15 protein-coding genes and 1 pseudogene are annotated in these 12,911 nt (G+C 57.0%); 6 read left to right on the plus strand and 10 right to left on the minus strand.

What is annotated here, in order from left to right:
- The 5 genes and pseudogenes from M0974_RS07530 to M0974_RS07550 all read right to left on the minus strand — a co-directional run.
- A pseudogene (locus tag M0974_RS07530) lies at positions 1 to 398 on the minus strand (DUF4136 domain-containing protein); the annotation flags it as partial.
- Positions 399 to 435: 37 nt separating this feature from the next.
- Positions 436 to 1,185 carry a methyltransferase domain-containing protein gene (locus tag M0974_RS07535; protein WP_297834794.1) on the minus strand — a complete coding sequence of 250 codons (750 nt, stop codon included), beginning with the start codon at positions 1,183 to 1,185 and terminating at the stop codon, positions 436 to 438.
- The gene (locus tag M0974_RS07540; RefSeq protein ID WP_297834796.1) at positions 1,182 to 1,487 is read right to left on the minus strand and encodes a nucleotide pyrophosphohydrolase; all 306 of its coding nucleotides are present in this window, start codon (positions 1,485 to 1,487) and stop codon (positions 1,182 to 1,184) included. Before M0974_RS07540 ends, M0974_RS07535 begins: the two co-directional genes overlap by 4 nt.
- A gap of 175 nt (positions 1,488 to 1,662) precedes the next feature.
- A complete protein-coding gene (locus M0974_RS07545) occupies positions 1,663 to 2,520 on the minus strand; it encodes a MaoC/PaaZ C-terminal domain-containing protein (protein ID WP_297834798.1) in 858 nt (285 codons plus the stop codon).
- A gap of 41 nt (positions 2,521 to 2,561) precedes the next feature.
- The gene (locus M0974_RS07550) at positions 2,562 to 3,920 is read right to left on the minus strand and encodes a 3-oxoacyl-ACP reductase (RefSeq protein WP_297834800.1); all 1,359 of its coding nucleotides are present in this window, start codon (positions 3,918 to 3,920) and stop codon (positions 2,562 to 2,564) included.
- A 139-nt stretch (positions 3,921 to 4,059) separates the two neighbouring features.
- Here M0974_RS07550 and M0974_RS07555 point away from each other — a divergent pair, with 139 nt between their 5' ends.
- A complete protein-coding gene (locus M0974_RS07555) occupies positions 4,060 to 5,337 on the plus strand; it encodes an acetyl-CoA C-acetyltransferase (protein ID WP_297834802.1) in 1,278 nt (425 codons plus the stop codon).
- Between the two features lie 75 nt (positions 5,338 to 5,412).
- Here M0974_RS07555 and M0974_RS07560 read toward each other — a convergent pair whose 3' ends face one another.
- Positions 5,413 to 6,462, minus strand: a complete 1,050-nt coding sequence (locus tag M0974_RS07560; protein WP_297834804.1) for a bile acid:sodium symporter family protein — start codon at positions 6,460 to 6,462, stop codon at positions 5,413 to 5,415.
- A gap of 108 nt (positions 6,463 to 6,570) precedes the next feature.
- Here M0974_RS07560 and M0974_RS07565 point away from each other — a divergent pair, with 108 nt between their 5' ends.
- Positions 6,571 to 7,362: a helix-turn-helix transcriptional regulator gene (locus M0974_RS07565; protein ID WP_297834806.1), complete on the plus strand. Its 792-nt coding sequence runs from the start codon at positions 6,571 to 6,573 to the stop codon at positions 7,360 to 7,362.
- A 185-nt stretch (positions 7,363 to 7,547) separates the two neighbouring features.
- Positions 7,548 to 8,441 carry a PA4780 family RIO1-like protein kinase gene (locus tag M0974_RS07570; protein ID WP_297834809.1) on the plus strand — a complete coding sequence of 298 codons (894 nt, stop codon included), beginning with the start codon at positions 7,548 to 7,550 and terminating at the stop codon, positions 8,439 to 8,441.
- A 67-nt stretch (positions 8,442 to 8,508) separates the two neighbouring features.
- On the opposite strand, the gene cueR is transcribed toward M0974_RS07570, so the two are convergent.
- Positions 8,509 to 8,910, minus strand: coding sequence for a Cu(I)-responsive transcriptional regulator (gene cueR, locus M0974_RS07575; RefSeq protein ID WP_297834811.1), 402 nt, complete (start codon positions 8,908 to 8,910; stop codon positions 8,509 to 8,511).
- 25 nt (positions 8,911 to 8,935) lie between these two features.
- On the minus strand, positions 8,936 to 9,319 hold the full coding sequence (locus M0974_RS07580) for a hypothetical protein (protein WP_297834813.1): 384 nt from the start codon (positions 9,317 to 9,319) through the stop codon (positions 8,936 to 8,938).
- Positions 9,320 to 9,464: 145 nt separating this feature from the next.
- On the opposite strand from M0974_RS07580, the gene M0974_RS07585 reads away from it, so the two are divergent.
- The gene (locus M0974_RS07585) at positions 9,465 to 9,659 is read left to right on the plus strand and encodes a heavy-metal-associated domain-containing protein (RefSeq protein WP_297834815.1); all 195 of its coding nucleotides are present in this window, start codon (positions 9,465 to 9,467) and stop codon (positions 9,657 to 9,659) included.
- A 113-nt stretch (positions 9,660 to 9,772) separates the two neighbouring features.
- Entirely contained in the window at positions 9,773 to 10,978 is a 1,206-nt protein-coding gene (locus M0974_RS07590) for a multidrug effflux MFS transporter (RefSeq protein WP_297834817.1), read from the plus strand.
- A 25-nt stretch (positions 10,979 to 11,003) separates the two neighbouring features.
- Here the strand turns inward: M0974_RS07590 and M0974_RS07595 are convergent, their stop codons facing one another.
- Positions 11,004 to 11,183, minus strand: a complete 180-nt coding sequence (locus M0974_RS07595; RefSeq protein WP_297834819.1) for a hypothetical protein — start codon at positions 11,181 to 11,183, stop codon at positions 11,004 to 11,006.
- Between the two features lie 124 nt (positions 11,184 to 11,307).
- Positions 11,308 to 12,321, minus strand: coding sequence for a zinc-binding alcohol dehydrogenase family protein (locus tag M0974_RS07600; protein ID WP_297834821.1), 1,014 nt, complete (start codon positions 12,319 to 12,321; stop codon positions 11,308 to 11,310).
- Between the two features lie 113 nt (positions 12,322 to 12,434).
- Between M0974_RS07600 and M0974_RS07605 the strand changes: the two genes are divergently transcribed.
- Positions 12,435 to 12,911, plus strand: a 477-nt coding sequence (locus M0974_RS07605) for a LysR family transcriptional regulator (RefSeq protein ID WP_297834823.1), incomplete at its 3' end; no start/stop codon positions are given.

The following is a 12,911-nucleotide window of genomic DNA, read 5'->3' on the forward strand; positions in this document are numbered from 1 at the left end:
CCACCGCGGTAACCGCCATAGCCGCCCCCAGCATAGACATCATCGCGCACCTGTTGCAGGCGTGTTTCCAGGTGAGCGTCGGCAGTCACCCCGAGGTCCGCGAGTTGATTATTCATCGCCGGGCGCAGACCGCGTTGATCAAGCCCATTGCTAACCGCCTCGGCCACTTGCTCCGGGCTGGCAAACGGTGAACCACCGGGAAGCCGGCCATTGATCCACGTCCAATTGCGATAGCGCCCGTAATCAATTGTCGGCGCAGGGTAAGCGCTCATGTCCACAGCAGTGGCCGCTTGCTGGGGGGCTGGCGGCAAAGGATTGGAACTGGCGACGTAGGGATTACTGCTCTGGCAGGCGCTGACGCCCAAGCACAGCACGACTGTAGCGAACCGGCGTTTCATGATGCTCTCCGCAATAAGCCGTTTGACGATAAACAACTCACAGTGGCCGGCACAACCAATGCAGGTAACGCCCGAGGCCGGCAAAGCTCGGATGGCGACGATGAGCCAGTTCCATTTCCAACAGCGCCGAAAGCTCGACCTTGGCCTGAAAATCAATCGGCATGTAATCGTGGAAAACCCTTACGCCACTTTGAGCTTCGACTCGCCACATTCCTTCAAGTTGCGCTGACAGTTCGCGGGGATCAAGGGGCTGTTGCGGAGTCAGGCTTTGTTTCTCTCCGGCCATGTCGTTCTTGCGCATCTTGCGAAAATGGCCTTTGAGCAGGTTGCGGTAGATCAGCGCATCGCGGTTATAAAACGCCAGCGACAACCAGCCATCTGCTTTGGTCAATTGATGCAAAACGGGCAAAATCGCGTGTGGTTCAGCCAGCCACTCCAGCACGGCGTGACACAACACCAGGTCGTAGGGTTCGGTGAGTTGCCCAAGCAATTCTTGCCACGGTGCTTGAATAAACGTTGCAGTCTGACCGGCCTCGGCAAAGCGCTCACGAGCGCCGTCGAGCATTGGCAACGCCGGTTCCGCCAAGGTCACGTCATGCCCGCGCTCTGCCAGCCACAGCGACATATGACCCAGCCCGGCACCGATATCCAGCACGCGTAATGGTCTGTCAGGTAGCACTTCCAGCAAGTCGGCTTGCAACACTGCCAGACGGATTGCGCCTTTGGCTCCGCCGTAGATTTTCTCAGCGAAACGCGTCGCCAGTTGATCGAAATGACGGTCGCTCATTTGCTGAAGCGCCGTTCGTTGTCGGCCAGCTTGCTGAGCACCACCTGTTCCATGTCCAGCCCCAGCTCACTGCACATCATCAGCAGGTACATCACGATATCGCCCACTTCCTGACCAGCATGTTCCAGCTTGTCGGGTGGCAGCTGCCGTGACTGGTCTTCGCTGAGCCATTGGAAAATTTCCACCAGTTCGGCCATTTCGACACTGGCCGCCATCGCCAGGTTTTTCGGGCTGTGAAATTGCCGCCAGTCGTTTTGGTCACGGATAAGGTGCAGGCGCTGGGTAAGTTCGTCGAGGTTCATCGGGCTCTCCTGAAGGGGTGTAGCTTCAAGGGGAACGGGGGCGGAAGCAAGAGGGAAACAACAGTCAATCGCAGGCACATATTCTGTAGGAGCTGCCGAAGGCTGCGATTTTTCGGGCCTATCGCAGCCTTCGGCAGCTCCTACAGGGGTCTGTGTTTCTGTGAATTCCTATGCGCTAAACCAACGGTTGCCAACTGCCCATCATGTGCACCAGATTTGCGTCCGGCCCAGTCAACACAAACTGGCCGCTGGAGCCTGCCGCGCTGGCTGACAGCACCACTTCGCTCGGTAACCGAACCGGCTTTTGAAACTCTACGCTGATTTCAACATTCGACGCTGGCAAATGATCGTCCAGCGCGGCGAGGCTTCTGGATTTGAGCCAAAGGCCGTGGGCGATGGCGGTCGGGAAACCGAACATTTTTGCGCTGGTTGTGCTGAGGTGAATCGGGTTGTAGTCCCCAGAAACCTTTGCGTATTGCCGGCCGATATCTGCGGGCGCCAGCCAGCGTGTCACTTCGTTGAGTGGCAACGGTGCGGGCTCGAAATCCCCCGTCGGTTCGCCGGGCAACTGTACCCCGCGACAGAGCATGGTGCTGTTTTCATCCCAAAGCGGTCCGAGTGCGTCTTCAACTTGGGTGATCAGACTGAATGTTGCGCCCTTGGCGTGGGGTTGCAGGTCGGCGACGTGAACACTGACACGTACTTGCCCCACGCCGCCCAATGGCCGATGGATAGAAATACTGTTGCGCAGGTGGATCAGGCCGAGCAACGGGAACGGAAAATCTTTGCCCGTCATCAGTTGCATTTGCAAGGCAAAGGCCAGCACGTGCGGATAGGTAGGAGGCATCAAGCTGGTGTTCGAAAACCCACAAACCTTGCGGTAGGCTTCGACCTGTTGACGGTTGACCGACACCCAGCAGCGCAAGCCTTCGTCAGGTAATACCGAACCTGTAACTTTGCGCCGAAGCGCGGCGTGGACGAACAACCCAGGCAAGGGGGGTGGTGCGTTGAGGTAGCTCCATTGAGAGGCCATCAGTCATCTCCTTTAATGATCCACAGGTCGGCATGAAAAAATTAAGCGCCGATAACGCTCTGGCCGCAGACCCGAAGCACTTGGCCCGTCACCGCGCCGGTCCCCGCCTGGCTGAGCCAAGCCACGGCTTCAGCTACGTCTTGCGGTAAACCACCCTGACCCAAAGAACTCATTCGTCGCCCCGCTTCACGCAAGGCAAAGGGCATATCCGCGGTCATTTTGGTCTCAATGAACCCCGGTGCCACGGCATTGATACTGATGCCTCGCTGTTGCAGCAACGGCGCCCAGGCCCTGGCCATGCCGATCAACCCAGCCTTGCTCGCGGCGTAATTGGTTTGCCCGCGGTTACCCGCGATGCCGGTAATGGACGACAGCAAGATGACTCGACCGTGGTCACGTAAGGTGCCGCTGTCGAGCAGTGCTTTGGTCAACACCTGCGGCGCGTTGAGGTTGACTGCCAGCACTGAATCCCAGAACTCGGCCGTCATGTTGACCAGGGATTTATCCCGGGTGATACCGGCGTTGTGCACTACGATGTCGACGCCGTTGGGCAGGGCCTCGGTCAATTCAAGCGCGGCGCTTTCTGCGCAAATATCCAGCACCAGGCTTTGACCACCAAGACGCGCCGCAAGAGCTTCCAGGTCAGATTTAGCCTGTGGTACATCAAGCAGCACCACTTCTGCGCCATCCCGAGCCAAGGTTTCAGCGATTGACGCACCGATGCCACGTGCTGCACCGGTGACCAACGCTCGTCGCCCCGACAGCGGTCGGCTCCAGTCCTGGACCCGGGTCGCGCAAGGACTCAGGCGTATAACCTGGCCAGAGATAAAGGCGCTTTTGGGCGACAGAAAAAAACGCAGCGCACCTTCCAACTGATCTTCGGCACCTTGGTCGATATGCAGCAACTGCACCGTGCCACCGTCGCGCATTTCTTTTGCGAGGGAGCGGCTGAAACCTTCGATGGCCTGTTGAGTGCTGGCAGCGAGAGGGTCTTCTGCCAAGGTTTCAGGCGCCACGCCAAGGATCACCACGTGCGCGCTGTGATCGAAACTTTTCAGAATCGGCTGAAAGAATTCCCGCAGTTGCTTGAGTTGGTCCGTATGGGTCAAGGTGCTGGCGTCGAACACCACGGCTTTGAGCTTTGGACCCTGCTCGGCAACCCATGCAGTAGCGCCGGGTTGGTCACTGCCGAAGCTGTAAAGAGAGTCAGTCAGCCGCTGGGCAAAAATCCGCACGTGATCGGCCAAGGGGCCAGCGCTGATCAGCAAAGTGCCTTCGATCGGGCGCAGACGCCCGGCTTGCCAGCGTTCCAGTCGTGCCGGGGTTGGCAGGCCAACGGCGCCAATCAGGCGCCGGCCGATGTCTGAGTTGGCGAAATCAATATAGCGGTCAGACGACATGGAACACTCTCCTAGAGTCGGGGTTCAAAGCAATTGACCTCCTGAGTCCGACGGCGTTCGCTGCAATCCGACCTACGCTGTGCTCATCGCTTTTTTAATCACACAGCCAGTACTCGCGCTCAATAACAAGGAAGCTGCTATGAATCTGCCACGTCGCGTCGCCATTGTCGGCGGCAATCGCATCCCTTTCGCCCGTTCCAATGGTGCTTACGCCACGGCGAGCAATCAGGAAATGTTGACTGCAGCACTAGAGGGGCTAATCGAGCGGTTCAACTTGCACGGGCTGCGGATGGGCGAAGTGGCAGCCGGCGCGGTGCTCAAGCATTCTCGTGACTTTAACCTGACCCGCGAATGCGTGCTGGGCTCTCGGCTTTCGCCACAGACACCCGCCTATGACGTGCAACAAGCCTGTGGTACCGGGCTGGAAGCCGCGTTGCTGGTGGCGAACAAGATTGCGCTGGGGCAAATTGACTGTGGCATTGCCGGCGGCGTGGACACGACCTCTGATGCCCCGATTGGCGTGAATGAAGACTTGCGGCATATTTTGTTGCAGGTCAACCGCAGCAAAACCGTTGCGGAAAAATTCAAGGCTTTGTTACAGCTGCGTCCACACAACCTCAAGCCTGAGTTGCCGCGTAATGGCGAGCCGCGCACCGGGTTGTCCATGGGGCAGCATTGCGAACTGATGGCGCAGACCTGGAATATTTCCCGGGACGCCCAAGACGAGCTGGCGCTGGAGAGCCATATGAAGATGGCGGCAGCGTATGCCGAAGGCTGGCACGACGATTTGCTCACCCCGTATTCAGGTTTGACCCGCGATCAGAACCTGCGCCCCGACCTTACGCTGGCCAAACTTGCCAGCTTGAAACCAGCATTCGAGCGCGGCCCCAAAGGCACCCTGACGGCGGGCAACTCCACGCCGCTGACCGATGGCGCCTCGCTGGTGTTGTTGGCTAGCGAAGCGTGGGCGAAGGAGCGAGGCTTACCAGTGTTGGCGTATTTGCGTGATGGCGAGGCGGCGGCGGTGGATTTCGTTAATGGCGCCGAAGGTCTATTGATGGCACCGGCATACGCCGTGCCGCGCTTGCTGGCGCGTAACAATCTACGGCTGCAGGATTTCGACTATTACGAGATTCATGAGGCCTTTGCGGCGCAGGTGTTGTGCACGCTCAAAGCGTGGGAAGACCCGGATTACTGCAAAAACCGCTTGGGCCTGGAGGGCGCGTTGGGGTCGATTGACCGTAGCAAATTGAACGTCAAAGGCAGTTCGCTGGCGGCGGGTCATCCCTTTGCTGCGACCGGTGCCAGGATCGTTGCCAATCTGGCGAAACTGCTGGAGGTCGCGGGGCAGGGGCGTGGCCTGATCTCAATCTGCGCGGCAGGCGGTCAGGGTGTGACCGCGATTATCGAGCGGTAGTTTTTCATCTGTACATCACCCTGTATTCCCCAACTGTGGGAGCAGGCTTGCCTGCGAAGGAAGCGACGCGGTGTGTCAGGTACTCCGCTTCGCCAACAAGTTGGCTCCTACAGAAACTTCACTTTCCTGTGCTTTCAACAACCGATGCCGAGTCGCATAACTTTCGGCCATGATTGAGCAGACGATGAGCTGCATCGGGTGGTAAATCATGATCGGCAGCAGAATCAGCCCAAGCCCCGGGTTGCTGCCGAAGATCAGCGCCGCCATCGGTGCACCGGCTGCCAATGACTTCTTACTTGCACAAAACACCGCCGCCACTTCATCAGCATGGCTGAACTTGAGGGCGCGGGCGGTACGGGTTGTCATGAACAGAATGATCGCGAGCAATAAAGCGCTGCCAATGAAGGCGCTGAGAATCACAGAGCTGCCTTGTTGTTGCCACATGCCCGAGACCATTGAGTTGCAGAAGGCCGAGTAGACCAGCAGCAGGATCACCAGCTTGTCGACAATGTTGGTGTAACGCTTGTGCCGGGCGAAGAATTTGCCGAAAAACGGCCGGACGAGCTGTCCCAACACCAGCGGCAGTAACAACATTGCGCACAAATCGAGCAAGGTAGCGCCGAGATCGATCCCGCCTGCCCCAGAACCGACCACCATGCTCACTAACCATGGGGTCATGAATATTCCGAAGACGCTAGACATGCTGGCGTTGAGGATCGCCGCCGGGACATTGCCGTTGGCGCTGCCGGTCAGTGCCACCGATGAGGAGATGGTTGAGGGCAGGGCGCAGAGGTAGAAGAACCCGAGCATCAGCAACGCTGGGAGCTGCGAACCGAACAGCTTGTTGCAGGCCAGCCAAATCAACGGGAAAACCACGAAAGTGAAGCTTTGCACCATGATGTGCAGCTTCCAGTTTTTCAGACCGTGGCTGATTTGCTCGCTGGACAGGTTGACCCCATGCAGGAAGAACACCAGAAACACGCCAACGTTAATCACGTATTCAGAATGCATCCCACCGCCGGCACCGCCGAACTTAGGGAAAAAATAAGCCAGCAGCGTGGCGATCAGCATTCCGCAAAGGAACCAGTCGGTGACAACGCGTTTGAGGTGTGTGAGTACGTGCATGGTGCTCGGCCTGAGTGTCTAAAAATTGTCTGAAAGAGTTTTGTAAAAAACCATGTCGGCAGAGTAACGTAAGCGCTCTATAGCCGTCTTGCGACATAAGGCCAATCGATGCCGACTAACGGACAACGTGGGACCGAACGTCAAATTCCGATGCTGAATGCTTTGCCGCGTCCGTTGTATGCGCGTGTCGAAAGCTTGGGGGCAGGTTCGTGGACGCCGCCGCATCGCCACGACTGGGTGCAATTTGCCTACGCGATCAGCGGGGTATTGGGCGTGCATACCGCAGAAGGCAGTTTTTTCGCACCGCCGCAGTGGGGTGTCTGGATCCCTGCCGGGCTTGAACATGATGTCGTCACGTCAACGCAGGCCGAAATGCGCAGTTTATATGTGCGTCGGGAAGACTGCGCGTGGGCGCCCCAGCGTTGTCGGGTGCTTGAAGTAACAGCGTTGGCCCGTGAGCTGATCAAATCGTTTTGCCTGCTGCAGGCTGATTATCCCCAAGGCGATAGCCGCGAGGAACGCTTGGTCAACGTGTTGCTCGATCAATTGGCAGACCTGCCGGAGGTCGGCTTCTCGTTGCCGTTGCCGCGCCATCCGCGATTACTCGGGTTGTGCAATGAACTGATCGCCAGTCCCAGCCAGGTTATTACCTTGCATGATTGGGCTGATCGTCTGGGCACCTCGGAGAAAACCCTGATGCGTTTGTTTCAACGTGAGACCGGCTTGAGTTTTCGCGGGTGGCGCCAGCGTGTGCGATTGCTGTCATCGCTCAGTGCCTTGGAGGCCGGCGATAGCGTGACAAACACCGCGTTGTCCTGCGGATATGATTCGACGTCAGCGTTTATTGCAGCCTTTAAAAGACTGTTTGGCTTCACGCCGGGCGAACTGTTCAAAAACTGAGACTTGCGCACCCCGCCCGTTGATGGTTGGCTATGCGCTGCTCGGCATAAAAGCTGCTAAATAATCGAAGCCTTACACATCTCTGTGAAGGTCAAAGGTCGGCAGGTACTACTCGCTGTGAGAGGATTGCCGTATAACGAGCAACAATTGCGTATTTGGCCACGAAGGACCCACAAAAAAAGCTGATGAAGACTCCAAAACGCATTGAACCCCTGATCGAGGACGGTCTGGTCGACGAGGTGCTGCGCCCACTCATGAGTGGTAAAGAGGCAGCTGTTTATGTGGTGCGCTGTGGCGAAGAGCTGCGGTGTGCCAAGGTTTACAAGGAGGCGAATAAACGTAGTTTCCGGCAAGCCGCCGAATATCAGGAGGGTCGCAAGGTTCGCAATAGCCGGCAGGCCCGAGCGATGGCGAAAGGCTCCAAGTTCGGTCGCAAAGAAACCGAGGACGCCTGGCAGAATGCCGAAGTGGCGGCTTTGTTTCGTCTGGCCGCCGCAGGTGTGCGAGTTCCCAAGCCATACGACTTCCTTGAAGGCGTGTTGTTGATGGAACTGGTCGCTGATGAATATGGCGATGCTGCGCCGCGTTTGAACGACGTCACACTGGAACCGGATCAAGCACGCGAGTATCACGCGTTCCTGATCAGTCAGATTGTGTTGATGCTGTGTACCGGTTTGGTGCACGGTGACTTGTCTGAGTTCAACGTGCTGTTGACTCCGAGCGGGCCAGTGATCATCGATCTGCCGCAAGCGGTTGACGCTGCGGGCAACAACCACGCGTTCAGCATGCTGGAGCGAGATGTCGGCAACATGGCGTCCTACTTTGGGCGGTTTGCACCAGAGTTGCGGACTACCAAGTACGCGAAAGAAATGTGGTCGTTCTATGAGGCGGGCACGCTGTCACCGGCAACGATACTGACAGGCGAATTCGACGAGCCGGAAGAAGATGCCGATGTTGGCGGAATTCTTCGAGAAATCGAAGCTGCACGTTTGGACGAGGACCGTCGTCAAGCCGGTCGTGCCGACGCTGAAGCCCCACCAAACAAAGCCGAAGAGCCGCCTCCGCCTTGGATGCAGTGATTCGACTGCAGTAGTTCAAAAGCAAAAAATCCGGCTTAGGCCGGATTTTTTTTGTTTGAAAAAAACATCAATCGCAACAGCCACCCGACGCAAGATCCTTGAGTATCGGGCAATCGGGGCGGTGGTCGCCTTGGCAGTGTTCGACCAGCTCCTGCAGGGTGTCGCGTAGGCTGGCCATTTCCTCGATTTTTTGATTCAGCTCGCTGATGTGTTTACGTGCCAGGTTCTTCACGTCGCCGCTCGCCCGGCTATGGTCTTGCCAGAGTGTCAGCAACTTTGAGACTTCTTCCAGCGAGAAGCCCAAATCTCTAGACCGTTTGATAAACGCCAGTGTGTGCAGATCGTCCTTACCGTACAAGCGATAACCGCTGTCACTGCGGTGCGCCGCCTTGAGCAATCCAGTGGACTCGTAATAACGAATCATCTTGGCGCTCAGGCCACTGTTTTTCGCCGCTTGACCGATGTTCATCAGATCCCCCGGTTCAATGATTGGCTCAATATTCCAGCGCGGCTGGCTTCAGGTACATACCGTTTGGACTGTTGGCGATTCGGTATTTAACGATTTCGCCGGCGTGCAGCTGGATAACGGTGGGCTTTGGAACGGTCATACCCGGCGCACATCCCGGCACTTGCCCCGGCAACAGGCGCAGACGCACATCAGTTTTACCGGGTGCCAGATTAAAAGAGGTGGACTCTTCTTGAAACAGCCGACCCACCAACTGGTCCTGAACATAGATGCCAATCTCGCAGGAGGTTGCCACCTCCAGTCGCTCTCGCGAGATGATCAATACGCTGTAATCCTGCGAGTCGGCTTGAGCCCAGGGTGCTGAAGCCATAAGGCCAAGGATGCTGAAAAGACTCAATGCTGACCAGCGCATCGCTGATACTCCTGCGTGAAATACGGTGATATCGCAGCTTGGCCGAGCGGCGTGACGAATACCAGCCCGGCAGTTAAAACAGGAACTTGACCTTACCCTAATGGAAAGGTTGAAGATGCGTGCAATCTTACTGAGGACTATCACTATGCAACGATTTAACGTTCAAGGCATGACCTGCGGGCACTGCGTACGTGCAATTACCCAAGCAGTATTGCGCAGTGATCCTGCGGCTGATGTACAGGTGGATCTGGCGACGGGTGTGGTACAGATAGAAAGCGCACTGAGCACCAACACGATTTCGCATTTGATCACCGCTGAAGGCTATGTGGTTACGCTGTAAACTTGGCAATTGTACGATTTGTGAAAAGTATTGAAAAAAATTGCTCGCAGGACGCTCTGAGGTTTCAGGACGGTTAGACTAGTGAGTCGTGCTGAATACAGTTTTGGATACCGATGAACCTCAGAATAATCCTGATACTTGGCGCCTTGAGCGCTTTTGGTCCGTTGGCCATCGATTTCTATCTGCCCGGTTTTCCGGCCATTGCCTTGGCGTTCGGGACTGACGAAAAGCACGTGCAGATGACCTTGGCCGCCTATTTTCTGGGCCTGTCCATCGGCCAATTGGCCTATGGTCCTGTCGCAGACCGTTTCGGCCGGCGAATCCCTCTGTTGGTTGGCGTCGGGCTTTTCACCCTGGCCTCCCTGGCCTGTTCGTTTGCGCCCACTCTTGAATGGCTGGTTGCCGCCCGCTTCGTACAGGCTTTGGGTGGTTGTGCCGGGATGGTCTTGTCCCGAGCAATCGTCAGCGATAAGTGCAACCCGGTGGAATCGGCAAAGGTTTTTTCGCAACTGATGCTTGTGATGGGGCTGGCGCCGATACTCGCGCCGATGCTCGGTGGCTTGCTGGTCAATCTATATGGCTGGCACTCGATCTTCCTGGTGCTGAGTATCTTCAGTGCAGTGTGCTGGTTGGCGGTTTTTCGCGGGCTGCCGGAAAGTATGCCTGCAGAGCATCCACGCCACCCGTTGGCTGGCGCTTTCAAACAATACGCTCGGTTGTTGGGTGACAAGGTATTCATAGGCCACGCCTTGACCGGCGGGATAGCCATGGCCGGGATGTTTGCGTACGTCTCCGGTTCGCCGTTCGTATTTATCAAAATGTACGGCGTGCCACCGGAGCATTACGGCTGGCTGTTTGGTTCCAATGCAGCTGGCTTCATTCTGACGGCTCAAGTCAACGCCCGGGTATTGAGCCGCCGCGGCCCAGCCTTTTTGCTGGCGCGTGCGGCGTGGGTGTATGTGGCGGCCGCATTGGTTTTGCTGGGAATTGCAGCGTTGCACACGGAGGCGCTCTGGCCGTTGTTGATTCCCTTGTTTATTTGTATCGCCAGCCTAGGGTGCATCATTCCTAACGCCTCGGCCTGCGCGATGAACGGTCAGTGGAAACGAGCGGGTAGCGCATCGGCGCTGCTCGGTTGTCTCCAGTTCAGCGTCGCGGCTGGCGCGTCTGCGTTGGTGGGTTTACTGCACAATGGCACGGCCATTCCGATGGCTGCAGTCATCAGTTTGTGCGGAGTATTGGCGGTGTCTGCCGGGTTGTTAACTCAGCGTCTTCAGCGCATTCGGGACGCGTCGGTAAACGACGCTGCGCGAGCCTGATTAACGGTCATTGATGCGGGCGGGTCTAGCCCGCAGCGTATTGCTGCCGATTGGGCAACTGGTGTGGGGCTAGAAGCCTGGATTCAAGCGTGCGGACAAACGCACGTGCTTCTGCCTCACTGCGAAAGCTGACGACGTGTTGGTCCATGCGGACCTGCCATTGGCTTCCTTGGGATTTTGTTGATTCTCGCACCAGGACTTTCATTGCTGACTTCCTCGAGGTTGGCAAACGCAGCAAGTGTAGTCCCGGTATTACCCAGCGTATTGATCCCGATCAAGCGTCGGACTGACGGCGCTGTTCGTTTGAACAGTGGGCCGTCACGCGACTATCAAAAGCCTTCGAGGACTATCTTGCCTTTGGCTTTACCGCTTTCCAACAGTGCATGCGCACGGCGCAAGTTGGCGGCGTTAATGGTGCCGAAGTGTTCACCGAACGTAGTTTTTAAGGTGCCCGCGTCGATCAGGTCTGCGATGCGGTTGAGCAGTTGGTGCTGCTTGATCATGTCGACGGTTTCGAATAGCGATCGGGTATACATGAACTCCCAATGCAAAGAGATGCTCTTGCGTTTGAGCTTCGTTACATCAAGGGATTTAGGGTCGTCGATCAGTCCCAGGCGACCCTGCGGGGCGAGTGCTTCGACCAACTGATCCAAGTGTTTATCTGTGTGAGTCAGGCTGGCAACGTGAGTCACCTGAGGCAGGCCGGCGCGGGTCAGTTCTTCATTCAGCGGCTTGCTGTGATCCAGCACGTGATGCGCGCCCAACTCTCTCACCCATGACTCGGTCTCTGGGCGCGAGGCGGTGCCGATGACTGTCAGGCCGGTGAGCTGTCGAGCCAGTTGAGTGAGGATCGAACCGACACCGCCCGCTGCGCCGACGATCATCAGGCTTTGGCCTTGGTCCGCGTCACCTTCAGCAACTTGCAGGCGTTCGAAGAGCAATTCCCAGGCGGTTATAGCCGTCAGCGGTAATGCGGCGGCATGGGCGAAGCTCAGGGACTTAGGCATGTGCCCAACGATGCGTTCATCGACTACGTGCAGTTCGCTATTGGCCCCGGCGCGGGCAATCGAGCCGGCGTAAAAAACGTGGTCGCCTGGCTTAAACAGCGTGACATCAATGCCGACCGCCTTGACGACTCCGGCGACGTCCCAGCCCAGGACTTTGGCAGCGCCGCCTTCCGGTTGAGCGTTCTGACGAACCTTGGTATCAACCGGGTTGACGGAGATGGCCTTGACTTCAACCAGCAGATCGCGGGGACCGGCAACGGGGGCTGCTAGTTCGATGTCCTGTAAAGACGCGGGGTCGCTGATGGGCAAGCAGGTGTAGTAAGCGATAGCTTTCATGAAGGTTCCAAATGAATGGTTGGGCTGGAATGGATGATTAGCTATTTCTCTGAAAGATAAAACCCGCTAAAACAGCAGTCTCTTTCAATATTTTTTTGATAATACGAGCGTTTATGCTGCGTTTTGATGATTTGCAATTGTTTGTCCGCGCCGCTGATTTAGGCAGTTTGTCTGCAGCCGCTCGGGTAATGGACCTGTCGGCTGCGGTGGCCAGCGCGGCGCTTAAGCGTATCGAGCAGCAACTCGGTGCACGTTTGCTGACGCGCTCCACCCGCAGCCTCCGTCTGACATCTGAGGGTGAAGGGTTTCTTGAATACGCCAGGGTTGCGCTGAGTAGCCTTGAGGAGGGGCGTCGATTGTTAGCCCGCAGCCAGGATCAAGTGAGTGGTGTGCTGCAACTGTCAGCGCCTTCCGACTTTGGTCGTAACGTTCTACTACCTTGGCTCGATGAATTTCAGCGCCAACATCCTCAGCTCACAGTGCGTTTGCTGTTGGGCGACAGAATCACCAATTTGTTTCGTCAGCCGGTGGACGTTGCGCTGCGTTATGGCGAGCCCGATGTTTCGAGCCTTATCGCTTTACCCATCGCC

The sequence above is a fragment of the Pseudomonas sp. genome, from assembly GCF_026224925.1.
Taxonomy (GTDB): Bacteria; Pseudomonadota; Gammaproteobacteria; order Pseudomonadales; family Pseudomonadaceae; genus Aquipseudomonas.